Genomic DNA, 16440 nt, shown 5'->3' on the forward strand with positions numbered 1-16440 from the left:
GCTGGTGCGTCAACCCGCTGTCGCAGCGAGCCTGTCGGGCTGCGGGGGCGATCCGCTGACTTTGAACCGTTGCGTCAATCTCACCAGTCCTTCCACTTCGCGCGTCTCGTGATTCAGCCGGTTCTTTGGTTGTTCGTGAGCGAGCGATAATCGCTGAGGTCACCGAATTCGGAGCCCTTGCGGCTGCCCCTCGTAGAACTCTTCCACCATGAGTGAGAGGCCCGGGGGATCAAGCTTGATCTCCCCGTTCGCCAGGATCTGGGTCGCGATGCTGCCGGACTCCTCGCGGCGGTGATGGATGACGCTGCGCCGGGTCGGATGGACGATCAAGTAGTGCGCGACCGACGCGATCTGGAAATAATCCGCCAGTTTGCCGCCGGTGTCCGTGCTCGCGGTCGAGGGTGACAGGACCTCGATGATGACGACGGGGTTGGTGGCGCTGATCGCGTCGTCATCGGGCGGCGGGCCGCAGTTCACCAAAGCGTCCGGCTCGTAGTCGTTGTCGCCGGTTTCCACCGTTACGCCGTCCGCCAGGGCCTCGCACGGCACTCCGGCATGGCGGATCGCCCGCTCCAGAGCCCGGACCACCCGGTTCTTCACCCGCACATGGCCGATGCGCTCGGGCGCCATCGCGACGATGTGGCCGCCCACACGCTCATACCGGCCGCCATCCTGAGCGGCGCACCACAGCCGGAACTCCTCGCGAGTGTAGGTTCGCTCCTGGGCTTGCGGGCGGCTCATACGGCTCTCCGGCGGTGGTCGGCTTGGTCGAGGGGCTTCTACCACGATTATCCGGCACCTGGGAGAGCCATGGGCGTCTGCCGATTTGCGCGATGGCAGAGCCGGTCGCCGTGGACCACGCCCCCGGAAGACTTCCTAGGGGACAAGCGTCTCCCAGCCACGGAACTGTGCGAGGGCGGCCGGTGTGAAGGCCAGTCCGTGGCCTGGGCGTTCTGGAGCCGTGATCTTGCCGGCGTCGACCGGCACGGGCTCGACCCAAAGATCGTCGAGGAGGCCCATATGCTCGATCCAGCTTGCGTTGGGGATGGAACACAGGACGTGGATCACCAGTTCGGGGAAGAGGTGCGGCGCGATCGTCATCCCGCAGGTATCCGCCAATGTGGCCAGCTTGCGCATTTCGGTGAGGCCGCCGCGCATGGGGTCGGGTTGCAGGATGGGGAGGCCCGGATGCTCCAGGAAGGGGCGCATGTCGTAGCGGGTGAAATGCGTCTCCCCGCCAACCACGCGCATGTCGAGCTTGTCGGCGACGCGTATATAGCCCGCGAAGTCGTCGGCAATCACCGGCTCCTCCAGCCAGTAGACGTCATGCTGCTCGAACTTGCGGCCCATCAGGATGGCGGTATCGGCGGACCAGCCTTGGTTCACGTCGATCATGATGTCGATGCCGGGGCCGAGCGCCTCGCGCATTCGGCGCACGTTGTCGAGGTCGGTGACGAGGTCATGGACGTGAGCGACCTGCATCTTGATCGCGCTGAACCCCTGGTCGGCGTAGTAGCGGGCCTTCTTGATCATTCCATCACCACCGCTGCCGCGGAAGCAGCCACTGCCATAGGCCGGCACCTGGTCCCGGAAATGGCCCCAGAGCCGGTGCAGCGGCAGCCCGGCCCGCTTGCCGACGATGTCCCACAGGGCGATGTCGATGGCGGAGATGGCCATGGTGGTGATCCCGCCGCGGCCAGAGGTGAGGGTGGCACGCCACAGGTCATAGCCGATGGCCTCCACGGCGGTGGCGTCCTTGCCGAGGATGCGGGGGGCCATGATCTCGGCAATGCAGGCTTGTAGGGTTCGGAGGGCCGGGGTGAGCAGGTGGAGGTAACCCATGCCGACGAGCCCGCTGGCGGTCTGGATCTCGATGACCAGAAGGTTGCGGGTGGGGGACATGGCCTGGCCGTCGAGTAGCCAGGTATCGGGCCAGGGAATTTGAGCGGTGGCGACGCGGATTTCGGTGATGGTGGTATCGGTCATGGGTCAGTCCTCACGCAGGAGCAGGCGTAGCGATAGTGTCAGCAAGACGCTGACGATCAGGAAGGCGCCCAAGGCGGCCATCGGGATGCTGAAGCCGCCGGTCTGATCCTTCAACCAGCCGACCGCGAAGGGACCCACGAAACCGCCGAACGCGCCGACGGAGTTGATGAGAGCGAGGCCCCCGGCTGCGGCGGCGCCGGTGAGGAAGCGTGATGGAATAGCGAAGAAGATCGTGCGCGCGGCGGTGATGCCGATCAGGGCCAAGGTTACGCCGACCAGGCCCGGGACGAGCGTGGGAAACCAGTAGGAGACGCCTAATCCGATCGCACCGAGCGAGCAGGCCATGGCGAGATTGCCGATGCGGTTGCCCGTGCGGTCGGTATGGATGGCCCAGAGCAACATGCCTGCCGCGGCAAAGAGCGAGGGGATGGCGCTGACCAGGCCGATCGTGCCGCTGCCGAGTCCTTGCGACTTCAGAATCAGTGGCAGCCACATGGAGATCCCATAGGACCCCACGGTGAAGCAGAACGTGATACCGCTGAGCACCAGGACGCGCGGGTCGGCCAGGATGGCGGAGAAGGTGGCGTGGGGACGATCCCGGTGCTCGCTGGCGAGTTGGGCGTCGAGTGCGGCGCGCTCGGGCGGCGAGAGCCACGTGGCCGAGGCGGGGCTGTCGGTCAGCATGAACCAGGTGGCGATGCCGATGAGACAGGTGGGGAGGCCCTCCAGCAGGAAGATCCACTGCCAGCCCTTCACGCCCAGCGTGCCGTGCATCTGCACCAGCAGGCCCGATAGCGGGCCGCCAACGACGGTGGAGAGGGGGATCGCCAGCATGAACCACCCGAGCATGCGGGTGCGCTGCTGCACGGGGAACCAGGCGGAGAGGAGGAAATACACGCCGGGTGCGAAGCCGGCCTCGAAGGTGCCGAGGAGGAAGCGGGTCGCGTAGAAGCTGATCGGGCCGGTGACGAAGGCGGAGGCCATTGCGGCCAAGCCCCAGGTCACCATGATGCGGGCCAGCCAGCGGCGGGCGCCGACGCGATACAGAATGAGGTTGCTGGGGACTTCGAGTGCGCAATAGCCAATGAAGAGGATCCCGGCGCCCCAGCCGAACTGGGTGGCCGTCAGCCCCAAGTCCTGGTTCATAGTCAGCGCGGCGAAGCCCACCGCGGTACGGTCGATGAAGTTGAAGAGGAAGCCCAGGGTGAGGAGCGGCAGGAGGCGCCAGAAGGCTTTGTCCAGGGCACTCTTCAGCAGGGTATCGGTCGCCGCTGGAATGCCGGTTTCGGCCCATAGATCGGTGCTCATGATGGTTCCCCCCTCCGCCCGGTCGTTGCCGGGTCTTGCTTAGTCGTGGTGCGAGTACATTGGTTTTCCGGCCACAGGCATGGTGGCACGCAGGATGGTGCCGGTTTCCGATTCTGTGATGTAAAGTGAGCGGCGGTCGGGACCGCCATAGGCCGCGTTGGTGGTAAAGAGCCCCGTGCAGGAACAAACGCGATGGGTCGGCTCACCGGCGCGGCTGAACAGCCAGACGGCACCCAGGCCCGAATGGCACACGGCGAGCCCGCCGGATTCGTCCATCGCCAGACCGTCCGGTCCCCCGAGACTGCCGGAGAGCTGCAAAAATAGCCCGACCTTGGAGACGCTGCCATCGGCGAGCAGGGGGAGGCGCCAGACGGCGTTGGCGCGGGTGACGGCGACATAGAGCGCGGTGCCGTCGGCGTTCATCACCAACCCGTTCGGGCTGGGGACGGTGGTGACAAGTTGGTCGAGCCGTCCCTCCGCGGTCCAGCGGTAGACCCGGCCCGAGGGGTCTTGCAGGCCGGTCTGGCCCTGGTCGGTGAAATAGAGGTCGCCATTGGGGGCGAAGAAGAGATCGTTGACGCCTTTGAAATGCTCACTCCAGCGGCGCTCCAACAGCCGGGTCACCTGGCCGGAGGCGGGGTCGAGCTGCATGATGCCGTGGCGGTAATCGGTGATGAAAATGCGGCCGTCCCGGTGGATCTTCAATCCGTTCGGCTCACCATCGTACTCGGCTACGAGGGTGAATTCGCCGGCGGTCGAGACGCGGAATACGCGGCCGAATGGGATGTCGACGACGTAGAGGTTGCCGGCCCGGTCGAAGGATGGCCCTTCCAGGAAGCAATCCACCGGATGGCCGCCTTTGTTGGCGTCGGTCCAGGGTGTCGGGCGTCGGTTGCGGAAAAGATCGGGAAGACGGGCGAATACCTCTGTCGCGATCCGTTCAGGCGCTGCGAACACCGGTCAAACCCGGGCCGGCGCGGGTGCAGTCGCCGGGGCGTCCTCGACCTCCTGAAAGCGATCCTCGAGGGCGCGCCAACGACGGTTCTCGAACAGCTCCCATAGTTCGCCGTGGTCGAGCATCCGGCTTGCCATCGCGTCCGTCGACCCGGTGGCAGCGAGGGAGGCCAGCAATTCCTGGCCGGCGCGGGCGATCAGCCGGGTCAGCGAATTGGGGTAGATCGCGAGGCGGAAGCCGATTTCCTGCAGACGGGCGGCGGGGAGGATGGGGGTGCGGCCACCCTCCACCATGTTGGCCAATGTTGGAACGGCGATGCGCTTGGGAACCTGGATCAGTTCCGCCTCGGTCTGCGGTGATTCGAGGAAGATCACGTCGGCGCCTGCCTCGGCGTAGATCTGCGCCCGCTCAATCGCGGCTTCGAAGCCTTCGACAGCGCGGGCGTCGGTGCGGGCGATGATCACCAGGTCCGGATCGATGCGGGCGTCGAGGGCGGCCTTGAGCCGCATCACCATGGTGTTGACGGAGGCGAGGCGACGGCCGGGCTCGTGGCCGCATTTCTTTGGCCAGACCTGGTCTTCGAGCTGGATCGCGCTGATGCCGGCGCGCTCGAATTCGCGGACCGTGCGGATGACGTTGAGCGGGCCGCCATAGCCCGTGTCGGCGTCGGCAACGATGGGAATGGAGACCACGTCGGCGATACGACGGCAGCGATCCAGGATCTCCCCGAACGACAGGGCGCCGACGTCGGGGGCGCCCAGGGCGCTGAGCGAGACGCCTGACCCGGTGATGTAGAGCGCGGGGAAGCCCGAGGTGTCGACCAACCGGGCGGTGATACAGTCGAACGCCCCGGGGATGCTGATCAGACGGTCGCCCGCCAGTAATTCGCGCATCCGGCGATTACGGCCGGCGGTCTGGCTCAGACCGATCGGGTACGGCAGCGCCGTCGTGCCTGCGGACTCCATTTTGATCTCTCCTCCCGGCCGATGCCATAACCGACCTTCTTAAGCTTAACGGATCTTCGAACGGTTGAGAAGCATATTGGTATATCATTATCGCAAGGTGAGGGCGTGAGCGCCGTCGCGCCGGGGGGCCGGCGGCGGACCCCACGGCAGGTGCCGGCGGCGTTGAACCGTGCGTTGCCGGCGCCGCTGTATCATCAGATCTTCACCGCGTTGCGAGACCGGGTGCTGGACGGGACGTATCCGATCGGGTCGGCACTGCCGACGGAGCGAGACATCTCCGAACAATTCGGCGTCTCGCGCATCACGGGCAAGCGCGCGCTGAACGAGATGGCGGCACGAGGGTTGGTGGTGCGGGAGCGCGGGCGCGGAACCTATGTCGCGGGTTTCGGCAGCCGCACACCGTTGCTGGCCAGCGTGGAAGGATTGCTGGAGAACAACCTGACCATGGGGCTGCAAACCGAGGTGGCGTTGCTGCAGTTCGACTACTCGCCGGCGGATGCCGTGGTGGCCGAGGCGCTGCGGATCGAGCGCGGACAGGTGGTGCAGGCAGCGGTGCGGGTGCGCAAGGTGGATGGGGTGCCGTTCTCCCATATCAGCACCTGGGTCCCGGAGGATATCGGACGGGCCTACAGCAGCGAGGACCTGTCCACGCAGCCGCTATTGCTACTGCTGGAGCGATCGGGGATCGCGATCGCGCGGGCGGAGCAGTCGATCACGGCGGAGAATGCGAGCGCGTCCGTGGCGCAGGCGCTGCGGCTGGAGGCGAACACGGCGCTCCTCCGAATAGAGCGGATCGTCTACGGCTACGATGAGAGGCCGGTGGAATATATCCGGGCGCTCTATTGTCCAGGTCGCTACGAATATCGGATGGCACTGCAACGCGCCGGGTCGGACAACACGCGGTTGTGGACGAACCCCGCGTCATGACCCGGCGTGGGACGAGCGACCCATTGCGCCGCCGAGCCTGGGCAAATCGTAAATGCCCAGTTGGACTTCTGCGCGTCCATGATTAGGCTCAATCCGAGAGCGGTCCGAAAGCCGCCTGGGAGGATAGCCGAGATGCAGCAATTCGCCGGAACGGCCCTCGATGCCGCCGCCGCACCCGCAGAGGCAATTGGCGTCGTGGCACCCGTCACAGCGCAGACGCTCGCAGCGCGGATCGACCAGGTCCCGATCACGAATTTTCACCGGCGTCTCTTGTTCATCATCGGCGCCGGGATGTTCTTCGATAGTTTCGACCTCTATCTTGCCGGCACCGTTCTGGGTACCTTGTTGCATGATGGCTGGTCGACGCTACCGCAGAATGCGCAGTTCGTGTCGTTCACCTTCGTCGGCATGGTGATCGGTGCGTTCGGGGCCGGGTTCCTGGGCGACAAATTCGGGCGGCGCTTCACGTATCAATTCAACCTTCTGATCTTCGGCTTGGCCTCGCTCGCCGCCGCGGCTGCTCCGACGATGGGTTGGTTGATCGGCGCCCGGTTCGTCTCGGGTATCGGCCTTGGGGCGGAGATCGTGATCGGCTATGCGACCCTCATCGAATTCGCCCCGGCTGCCAAGCGCGGGAAATGGGCAGCGTTGCTGAGCCTGATCACCAATTTCGGCCTGCTCGGCTCGACCCTGCTCAGCTGGCTGATCATCCCGAGCTATGGCTGGCGCGGTATGTTCGTGTTCGCCGGGGTTGGCGCGCTGATCGTGCTGGTGCTGCGCAAATCCATGCCGGAGAGCCCGCGCTGGCTCGATTCACAGGGCCGCACCGCGGAGGCCGAGGCGATCGTGGCGCGGATCGAAGCGAGCGCTGCGGGTCTGCCACGGCCGCCCGTTCCGTTGGTGGAAGCGCCGCGGGTTCGCTCGTTGCCACGGGGGACCATGATGCGGCGGATGATCGTCGGCAGCCTACTGCAGGTCATCGCCGCCATCGCCAGCTACGGCTTCGTCGTCTGGGTGCCAACGTTCCTGGTGAAAAGCGGCGTGTCGGTCACCGGGTCGCTGGGACAAACCCTGCTGATGTCGATGGGTGGCCCGGCAGGGGCATTCTTGGGCTATCTGCTGAGCGACAGGATCGGTCGACGCCCGCTGATCATCACGGCATCGTTGCTGGCTGCGGTGTGCGGCATGGCCTTTGCGTCCGCCACCTCGGCGGCGATGGCGGTGCCGATCGGGTTCGTCATGTTCGCGCTGGTGTTCTTCCTGGTCTCGATCGTGGTGGCCGGCTACGTGCCCGAGATGTTTCCGACACCGATCCGGATGCGCGCCAACGGCACCTGCGCCACCGTTGGCCGGCTGGCGACGATTGGCATTCCCTACGCGGTCGTCTGGCTGTTCACCGAAGGGGGCGTGATCGGCGTGCTGGGTGGTGTCACCTGCGCGATGCTGATCCAGGCGACCGCAGTGGGCTTCTGGGGTCCGGAGACGGCACAACATGGCCTGGATGAAGGCGACACTTCGATGCCGCTCCGTGCTTGAACGGCTCGGTCTGGCTGAAGAGTTCGCCACGGCCTGAATGTCCAGCCTGGTCTCAGCGATCGCGCTGATCTTGCCGAAGATGTGCCCGGACTGGACTGTGACAACCAGTGACGGGCTGGAGCGGGACCTCGTAGACGGCAAACGCGATGTCGCCGGCTCGCGGACGCCTTTGGGCATTGCGACACCTCCCCATACCGCAATACCGTCGGATGGTTTGCGGATGCCGCCGATATCGGGCGAACTGGCATGGCGATGGATCTTTGGCGGAGGTCAACCGCAGTGTTGGCTACTTCGCCGAAGAAGCCGAATGAACGCCATGCAAGCGCGCGATCCCTCGACGCTGGTATCCACGAGCAGGGTTGAGTTGAGGAGTGTCAGCGCTCGCAATCCTCACAGCCTCGACTTATCCGGACACCGCGCTCATAACCGCGCGAAAGACGCATGACGGGAGGACAGTGTGCCGAAGCAACCCTCATCGACTGCGCTGGCTCGGCGCACGCTGTTTTTGGCCAGCGCCGGTGCAGCTCTCGCCACCACGCTTCCCCGCCGTGCTGCCGCCGCAGTCAGCCCGGTCATGACGACGCTGAGCGCCTATATGGCCGCTGCGGCGGAACGCCCGCTTCCCGACGACGTCGTGGAGAAGGCCAAACAGCATATCCTCGACACGTTTGCGGCTATGATTTCCGGTTCGGACCTACCTCCCGCCCGGGCCGCGCTCAAGTTCGTGGGAGGCTATGCTGGCGACACCACCGCGACCATCGCCGCCTCGACCATGACGGCCAACCCGCTGGAGGCCGCGTTGGTCAACGGCATGCTTGCACATTCGGACGAGACGGACGATTCCAACGAGTATTCGCAGTCTCACCCGGGCTGCGCTGTGATCCCCGCAGCCCTGGCTGTCGGCGAGAAACTTGGCGCAGACGGTGCTCACTTCCTCCGTGCTGTCACCCTTGGCTATGACGTCGGGCCGCGTGTCACCATCAGCTTCGGCGCGGTCGAATTTCGTGACAACAGCCATAAGGCGACCCATGCCATCGCGGGTATCTTCGCCGCCGCGGCGGCCGCAGGATCACTTGCTAAGCTGGATGCCCAGCAGATGCGCTGGCTGCTCGACTACACCGCTCAGCAATCCTCTGGTATTGGCGCTTGGGCTCGGGACACCTCGCATATCGAGAAGAGTTTCGTTTTCGCCGGCATGTCCGCCCGCAGTGGCGTCACCGCCGCCCTCGTCGTGCAATCCGGCTTTACCGGCGTCGACGACATTTTCTCCGGGCCCGACAACTACTTCGAGGCCTACGCCCCAGATGCCAAGCCCGATCTGCTGATCGAGCAACTTGGCGAGCGGTATGAGATTGGCCGAACCAATATCAAGAAATGGACGGTTGGCTCGCCCATTCAGGCCCCGCTCGACGCGATGGCCAATATCTTCGCCGAGCACCCGGTCGACCCGGACCAGGTCAAGAGTATCGTCGTCCGTCTGGCTCACACCGAAGCCCGTACGGTCAACAATCGCGAGATGCCTGATATTTGCCTCCAACATATGGTCGCGGTGATGTTACTGGACAAAACCGCGTCCTTTAGGGCGGCCCACGATAAGCCCCGTATGGATGATCCAGCGGTTCTTCGTCAGCGCGCGAAGGTCCAGCTCATCGAAGATCCCGAGCTGCAGAAGCTTGAACCGGCTCGCCAATCGATCGTCGAGATCACCCTCAACGATGGTGTGGTTCTGCGCAATCGGGTCACGGCCGTTCGGGGCACCGTGGACAATCCCATGCCGCGAGCCGAAGTCATCGCCAAAGCCCGCGACCTCTGCGAACCCGTCATCGGCAAACCGCAGGTGGATGCGATGATCGAGAAAGTCTTCGCTCTCGAAACCCTGCCGGATATCCGCGCGCTGCGCAGCGTCCTGCAAAAGTCCTGACACTCCGGTAGTCCACTCCCACACACATTTTGTGACTGCGGCGACGGTGCCGGCTGGCTATTTTGCCGTCGGGACACTGAGATGTTCGATCGCCTGCTCCCGCCTGAGGCGGGCGGCGGCAATGTGTCGGCGCATTTGTAGCTCTGCAATCTCTGGGTCGTGATCCTCGATCGCTGACAGAATTCGTTGGTGTTCGATCAGGGCGCGTTGGCTGCGAGGCGGGGATGTTGGGTTTTGCCCACGATACAATCGTAGCAGAGGATAGAGTTCGGAGCAGAGCAGGTTGATGAGCATGGGATTGCGACTGGCCTGCGCGATCATGAAGTGAAAGTCTTGATCGTGCTGCTGGTCGATTGTCTGCACATCGTCATGCCGCTCGGCAGCGCGATGTAGTGCTGTGATTTCGGCGCTGGTGACGTTCATCGCTGCTTGGCGGGCCGCCATGCCTTCCAAAGCTTCCCGGACGACGAACAACTCCACGAGTGCCTGGGCCGATGGCTTGACGACGCGGGCTCCGAAATTGGCCGATCGCGTAATGAGTTTGCGTTCCTGCAGGCGGTGCAAGGCCTCCCGCAATGGACCGCGGCTCACCCCGTACTGGCGGGCCAAAGCCGGCTCGCTGATCTTCGAGCCTGGGGCGAGCACCCCCTCCATGATGGCTGTGGTGAGTTGCTCGAACAGATGCTCGGCCAAGGTGCCGGACGTTTCCTCCGGATGAGTGTCGACACTATTGACCTCGTTTGCTAGCATACCACCTGATCCTGAGAGCGGGTTCGTTGGAGTGTTGACAGAACCCATATTCGATGTCGATAGTCCGCACAGGGAGAAAATGTAGCATGCCAAAGGCTCCTATAGTGTCGCCGGGCGCGGCTTTGCGCGCGATCATGGCGGAACCAGGAATTACGATCGCGCCGGGCGTCTATGACGGCTTCAGCCTGCGCCTTGTTGAACAGGCAGGGTTCAAGACCGCCAATGTGACCGGTGCCGGTCTGAGCGAGACAACCCTCGGTTGGCCGGATGTCGGCCTGATGGGCTATGCGGAAAACGTGCGCGCGTCTGGCGCCTTGGCGGCAGCCAGCCGCATTCCGCTCTCCGCAGATGGCGACACCGGGTATGGCAACGCGATGAATGTGTATTTCACCATTCAGGGTTTCGAGCGCGCCGGGCTCGCATGTTTGATGATCGAGGACCAGGTTTGGCCCAAGCGATGCGGCCATATGGAGGGCAAGCAGGTTATCTCGGCAGAGGAGGGCGTTGAGAAAATCCTGGCGGCGGCCGAGGCGCGGCGAGATCCAGACTTTGTCATCAAGGCCCGTACGGATGCCACTGCTATACTGGGTCTGGCAGAAGCCATTCGGCGCCTAAATCTTTATGCCGACGCTGGCGCAGACATTCTGTTTGCCGATGCGCTGTTATCAGCCGAAGACATTGGAACAGTGGCCCGCAATGTATCGAAGCCATTGTCGGTCAACATGGGGTTCGGCATTCGGCAGCGGCCGACAACGCCGCTGCTATCGGCCCGGCAACTGGAAGATCTTGGCGTCAAAGCGGTTTCGTACCCGCGGATGCTGACTGCCGCCGCCATCCAGGGCATGAAGAACGCGCTGGAAGTATTTGGGCAATCAATAAAGGAGGAACGCGTCATCGACCGACCTGACCTGTTGGTGTCATTTGGCGCGCTGAATGACTTGATGGGAATGGAGCGGATCGAGGAGATCCAGCGCAAGTTCGTGGGAACGGCGCGTTAGCCATGCGCGGCAACCGAACGCAAAGCATGCGGCGCAAGCTACCGGGGGGGCAAAGCTATTTCAGCCTGCTCGCCCTTGGGGAATCGCTCGGCTTTTCGCTCGACCAGTTGCCGGTTTCGTTGAAGATATTGCTGGAAAACCTGCTTCGCCATGAAGACGGGGATACCGTGACCTGGGAGGACATAGCGGCTGTTGCGCAGTGGCCCGCCCCGGTTGCGCAGAGCCGCGAAGTCGCCTTCCACCCCGTGCGCGTTTTGATGCCGGATTCCTCGGGTGTGCCCTTGCTCATCGATCTCGCGGCGATGCGAGATGCGATGGCGGCCCGGGGCCTGGATGCGCGGCGCGTCAACCCGCTTTTGCCCATCGATATGGTCATCGATCATTCGATACGTCTCGACCATTTTGGCAGCAAGGCGGCGCACCGCCTTAACCTGGAGGCCGAGCTCGACCGAAATCGGGAGCGTTACGGCGTTGTACGTTGGGCTGCCTCCCAGTTCGACAATCTGCGGGTCGTGCCACCCGGCAACGGCATTGTGCATCAGGTCAATATCGAGCATCTCGCCACCGTCGTCGCGACGGAGCGGGATGGCGATGGCGAAACACTGGCCTTCCCCGATTCGCTGGTGGGGATGGACAGCCATACGCCGATGGTGAACGCGCTGGGTGTGTTCGGCTGGGGTGTTGGTGGGATCGAAGCAGCCACGGCGATGTTTCGCCAACCAGTGTCGCTGACAGTTCCACGCATTGTCGGCTGCCGCCTGGTGGGTACGAAGCGGGCGGGGGTCATGTGCGCCGATATCGTGCTGACCCTCACGCGCTTTCTTCGCGAGCATGACGTGCTGGCGGCCATCGTAGAGTTTTGCGGCCCTGGTTTGGACGCGCTGAGTTTGCCCGACCGAGCGACGATTGCGAATATGGCCGCCGAATACGGCGCCACAATGGGATTCTTTCCGGTCGATCAGGAAACCCTGCGATACCTTGATCAAACCGCCCGATCTGCAGAGCAGGTCGCCTTGGTGCGCGATTATACCCAGGCGCAGGGGATGTGGCGCGGCGCCGAACCTGCATTTCCGGAAGTGATCGAGTTCGATCTCGGCACTGTCGAATCCTCGCTCGCCGGGCCGTCCCGCCCGGAGGACCGCGTGTCGCTCGCCAATGTGGCAAACCGTTTTCGGGAGGTGTACGCAGACCAAATCGGGGCGGCGCCGACACCGGATGTCGGTCTGGCAGACCGGCCAATGGCGCATGGCGATATCGTTATCGCGGCGATCAACTCCTGCACGAATACCTCGAACCCGTTTCAAGTCGTTGCGGCGGGGCTTCTCGCACGCAACGCCGCTGCACGTGGGCTACGAACGAAGCCTTGGGTGAAGACGTCGTTTTCGCCGGGGTCGCGGACCGTCACGGCAATGCTTGAGAATGCCGGTCTGATGGAAAGCCTCGAGGCTCTTGGTTTTCATCTTTCAGGATATGGCTGCATGAGTTGCGGCAGTTCGGCCGGGGCGCTGGCGGAGCCGATCCTGTCGCAGATCCGCAACGGCGACCTTGTGGCAATGGGCATGCTGTCCAGCAATCGGAATTTCGAGGGCAGACTGCATGCCGCGGTTCGCGGTACGTTTCTAACCTCGCCCCCGCAAGTCGTGGCATATGCCATTGCCGGGTCGGTGCTACACGACCTGTCTTCGGAGAGCCTTGGTGTGGACCCCGCCGGAAAGCCAGTGTTCCTGGAGGAGATCTGGCCTAGCGATGCGGAGATCCAGGACTGCTTGGCTGCGGTTCTGCACAAGGACCTCTTTCGCCAGGCATACGACACATTTGCCGATATCGGCACGGGTTGGAGCGATATTCCGTTTAACACCGAGCCCGCGTTCGATTGGGATCCTGCAAGCCTGTTTCTGCGCCGGCCTCCCTTTGTTGAGACCAACACCGGCCTTGCGGACCCGATCGCGGGCGCACGCATGTTGCTTCTGCTCGGCGACAACATCACCACCGACCATATTTCGCCGGGCGCGCTGATCCCGCCGCAGACCGATTCTGGCCGGTATTTGGCGGCCCACGGTGTTGCCGCTGGCAAATTCGGGACATATATCAGCCGCCGGGCCAATCACGACGTGATGATCCGCGGGACGTTCGCAAACACTCGCCTGCGCAATGAGCTTGTTCCCGGCCGCGAGGGCGGATTTACCCGCCATCAGCCAAGTGGCGATGTCATGAGTATCTTCGCCGCATCGGAGCGCTACCGGGCTGCGTCCTGTCCGATGATTGTGGTTGCAGGTGCCAATTACGGCTGCGGGTCGTCACGCGATTGGGCGGCGAAGGGCACACGGTTGCTGGGCGTTCGCATTGTGATCGCTGAAAGCTTCGAGCGGATCCATCGCTCCAACCTGCTCGGCATGGGCGTGATCCCGCTGCAATTCCTGCCGGGCGTGACGCGCCATTCCCTGCAGCTGGTGGGCGATGAGACCTTCGACATTCCCGCTCTCGCATCGGCATTACAGCCTGGCACTACGATCACCGCACGGTTCCATCGCGCGAGCGGGGCCACCGAAACCATCTCTCTGCTCTCGCGGGTCGATACGCGGCGGGAGGCGGATTGGGTCCGTCATGGCGGCATTCTTCCCTTCGTTCTCGAGGAATTGGCGCTCGCATCATGACCGGATTTGACCAAAGCCTGACGGCCCGGATTTGTGCGCGCATCGTCGCCGCAAGCCAAGTGCCGCTTGATCCATTCCTGCTGCAGCGGGGCAAGCAGTTATTCCTTGATGGCGTTGCCGTCGGTGTAGCTGGCGCGCGGATTGAGGAGGCGCCGCGGATTCTGGCGGAATATTTTTCCGATCCTCTGGCAGGCGGCGGCGGCAAGACGGGCTCGTCGCTGCTCGGGCTCGGCCGCAAACTTCCGGCGGTGCAGGCAGCGCTGGTCAATGGCGCTGCCATGCACGTGCTGGATTTCGAGCCGATGTGGCTGCCCGCGACGCACGCGCTGTCGCCGGCGCTGGCGCCCGTGTTGGCGCTGGGCGAGGCATTGGGCAGTGATGGGGCTGCTTGCCTGCGTGCGATGATCTTCGGCATCGAAATCCAGGGATGGCTGCGCCAAGCCGCCGGCTCGCTCGAATCGCATGAGCTGCGGTTTCATCCGCCGGGCTTTGTCGGGCCGATCGGTGCTGCCGTGGCGGCGGGAATTCTCCTTGGCTTCGACGCGGCGCAGCTTGCCAACGCAATCGGCATTGCCAGTTCGCGTTGCGGCGGATTGTTCACCAATCTTGGAACCATGACCAAGGCCACTCACACGGCGTACGCCGCGTCGTTGGGGTTGGAGGCGGCGTTGCTGACCCGGCGTGGGTTTTCGGGCTGCATGACGACCTTTGACCCGGCGCCTCAAAGCTATGGCGACGCATTCTTCCCGAAGGGCTTCGACGCAGAAGCGCTGCTGTCATTCGGGCAACCGTTCCGGATCGTCGATCCCGGATACGCGATCAAGATTTTCCCGGCCAAGTTTTCCACCCACTATGCCATCACCGCTGCGTTAGATGCCAAGCGACAGATCGTCGCCACCGACGCGATTAGATCGATCAAGATCACTGCAGCCGACGTTCCCTCAAGCAACCGGCCAAACCCACGCAGCGGTTTGGATGGTAAGTTCAGCCTGCAATACACTGCCGCGGCAGCTTTGCTGGATGGCCATGTCGGATTGTCCAGCTTTACCGACGAGAGGCTGGCTCGTGCCGATATGCAGGCGCTGCTCCCGAAGTTCTCGGTTCATCTCACGCGGGATATCCCCAGCAAATATACCTCGGGGCGGCACCTGGTCATGGAAATAGGCCTGGCCAGTGGCGAGACAGTTCTTACCCGTTGCGACCGCCCGCGTGGATCCTGGGGATCGGAGCCGATCGGGGATGAGGAGCACCTTGCCAAGGTACGCGATTGTCTTGCCACGATGCTCTCACCGGCGGACGTGTCGGCTTGCATCGAACTGGCGCAGTCGATCGACCAGCTAGATGCCAGTGGTGTGCAGCGCCTGCTTGACCTGGCAAGAGGCCCGATGGTCAAATGCTGATCATCGATAATGCGACCATCGCCGAACTGCTGACTATGCGGGATTGCATTGCCGTTCAAGAGAAGGCGTTCGCTGAGGTGGTAACGGGCGAGTCGGTATCACGGCCCCGGCTCGATACATTTTCGCCTTGTGAGCGATCCGACGGATACCATCGATTCGGGTCCATCGAGGGTTCCAGCGGCGGCATCCACGCGGTGCGAATGAAGTCGGACATCATGACATGGCCAAAAGCCGCCGACGGGAGTTGGTCGGAGCATAAATACTGTGTCGAGCCAGGCATTTATTGTGGCCTGATCCTGCTGTTCAGCACGGCCAATGGTGCGCCATTGGCGATTCTCAACGATGGCTATTTGCAGCACATGCGGGTCGGGGCGGCTGCAGGCATTGGTGCGCGCCTCCTATCCCGTCCCGACTCGCACACCGTCGCGCTGATCGGGTCTGGCGGCATGGCCGAGACGGTGTTGCAAGCGATGGTCGAGGTGAGGCCGATCGACAAGGTGCGCGTCTTCAGCCGGAGTAGCGAAAAGCGGGAGCGGTTCGCGGCCAGGATGGCCGCAGAACTGGGCCTGCAGGTCGAGGCCGTAGCGACGGCACAGGATGCGGTTCGCGGTGCCGACATTGTCGCCACGGCCACGGATTCCATGCTGCCCGTCGTGCATGGCGAGTGGTTGGAGCCTGGTATGCACGTGGTCAACATCGGGCCGCTTGACCTGTCGGCCGATTGTGAGGACCGCATCGACCTGGTTGTGCGCCAAGGCAACGAGGCGTTCGACTTACCGGAAACAGACGGGTTTCGCCGCGACCTTGGTCATAGCAGAAGTGCCTTCGTTGCGGGTACGCCGGAACAGCAGACGAGACTGCCGCCCGTCGTGCCGAAGCAGCACTCGAAACGGCGCTGGCCGCTTTATGCGGACGTCATATCGGGTAAGGGCCCGTCAGGAAATAACTGAATCGGGTCTATGTTTTAGTGGATATGGGATTCTCCGGTCACGGAGAGGTATCGTAGCGTCGTGAGATGATCGACACCAGGGCCATCCGTA

General features: G+C 63.5%; 13 protein-coding genes. 7 read left to right on the forward strand and 6 right to left on the reverse strand.

The features are described 5' to 3' along the window. Positions 1 to 159: 159 nt before the first annotated feature. The 5 genes from GSQ76_RS23600 to GSQ76_RS23620 form a co-directional block, all read right to left on the reverse strand. A complete protein-coding gene (locus tag GSQ76_RS23600) occupies positions 160 to 741 on the reverse strand; it encodes a Uma2 family endonuclease (protein WP_158746560.1) in 582 nt (193 codons plus the stop codon). A 135-nt stretch (positions 742 to 876) separates the two neighbouring features. Beyond that, positions 877 to 1986 carry a mandelate racemase/muconate lactonizing enzyme family protein gene (locus GSQ76_RS23605; protein ID WP_158746561.1) on the reverse strand — a complete coding sequence of 370 codons (1110 nt, stop codon included), beginning with the start codon at positions 1984 to 1986 and terminating at the stop codon, positions 877 to 879. Positions 1987 to 1989: 3 nt separating this feature from the next. Continuing rightward, a complete protein-coding gene (locus tag GSQ76_RS23610; RefSeq protein ID WP_158746562.1) occupies positions 1990 to 3294 on the reverse strand; it encodes an MFS transporter in 1305 nt (434 codons plus the stop codon). A 39-nt stretch (positions 3295 to 3333) separates the two neighbouring features. Further along, positions 3334 to 4251, reverse strand: a complete 918-nt coding sequence (locus tag GSQ76_RS23615) for an SMP-30/gluconolactonase/LRE family protein (RefSeq protein WP_158746563.1) — start codon at positions 4249 to 4251, stop codon at positions 3334 to 3336. Positions 4252 to 4254: 3 nt separating this feature from the next. After that, a complete protein-coding gene (locus GSQ76_RS23620; protein WP_158746564.1) occupies positions 4255 to 5214 on the reverse strand; it encodes an oxaloacetate decarboxylase in 960 nt (319 codons plus the stop codon). A 105-nt stretch (positions 5215 to 5319) separates the two neighbouring features. Between GSQ76_RS23620 and GSQ76_RS23625 the strand changes: the two genes are divergently transcribed. The 3 genes from GSQ76_RS23625 (at position 5320) to GSQ76_RS23635 (ending at position 9598) form a co-directional block, all read left to right on the forward strand. After that, positions 5320 to 6141 carry a GntR family transcriptional regulator gene (locus GSQ76_RS23625; protein ID WP_158746565.1) on the forward strand — a complete coding sequence of 274 codons (822 nt, stop codon included), beginning with the start codon at positions 5320 to 5322 and terminating at the stop codon, positions 6139 to 6141. A gap of 132 nt (positions 6142 to 6273) precedes the next feature. Next, the gene (locus GSQ76_RS23630) at positions 6274 to 7677 is read left to right on the forward strand and encodes an MFS transporter (RefSeq protein ID WP_158746566.1); all 1404 of its coding nucleotides are present in this window, start codon (positions 6274 to 6276) and stop codon (positions 7675 to 7677) included. 457 nt (positions 7678 to 8134) lie between these two features. Continuing rightward, positions 8135 to 9598: an MmgE/PrpD family protein gene (locus tag GSQ76_RS23635; protein ID WP_216851254.1), complete on the forward strand. Its 1464-nt coding sequence runs from the start codon at positions 8135 to 8137 to the stop codon at positions 9596 to 9598. A gap of 57 nt (positions 9599 to 9655) precedes the next feature. Here the strand turns inward: GSQ76_RS23635 and GSQ76_RS23640 are convergent, their stop codons facing one another. Further along, complete coding sequence (locus GSQ76_RS23640) at positions 9656 to 10291, reverse strand: GntR family transcriptional regulator (RefSeq protein ID WP_254070600.1); 636 nt, start codon at positions 10289 to 10291, stop codon at positions 9656 to 9658. A 143-nt stretch (positions 10292 to 10434) separates the two neighbouring features. Between GSQ76_RS23640 and GSQ76_RS23645 the strand changes: the two genes are divergently transcribed. The 4 genes from GSQ76_RS23645 to GSQ76_RS23660 are packed head-to-tail and all read left to right on the forward strand — an operon-like array spanning position 10435 to position 16350. Then, entirely contained in the window at positions 10435 to 11346 is a 912-nt protein-coding gene (locus tag GSQ76_RS23645; protein ID WP_216851255.1) for an oxaloacetate decarboxylase, read from the forward strand. A 26-nt stretch (positions 11347 to 11372) separates the two neighbouring features. After that, entirely contained in the window at positions 11373 to 14000 is a 2628-nt protein-coding gene (gene acnA / locus GSQ76_RS23650; RefSeq protein ID WP_335904933.1) for an aconitate hydratase AcnA, read from the forward strand. Further along, the gene (locus GSQ76_RS23655) at positions 13997 to 15400 is read left to right on the forward strand and encodes an MmgE/PrpD family protein (protein ID WP_158746568.1); all 1404 of its coding nucleotides are present in this window, start codon (positions 13997 to 13999) and stop codon (positions 15398 to 15400) included. The genes acnA and GSQ76_RS23655 overlap by 4 nt, the downstream gene beginning before the upstream one ends. Beyond that, a complete protein-coding gene (locus tag GSQ76_RS23660) occupies positions 15394 to 16350 on the forward strand; it encodes an ornithine cyclodeaminase family protein (RefSeq protein ID WP_158746569.1) in 957 nt (318 codons plus the stop codon). The genes GSQ76_RS23655 and GSQ76_RS23660 overlap by 7 nt, the downstream gene beginning before the upstream one ends. The last annotated feature ends 90 nt before the right edge of the window (positions 16351 to 16440 follow it).

Source organism: Acidisphaera sp. L21, assembly GCF_009765685.1.
GTDB lineage: Bacteria > Pseudomonadota > Alphaproteobacteria > Acetobacterales > Acetobacteraceae > LMUY01.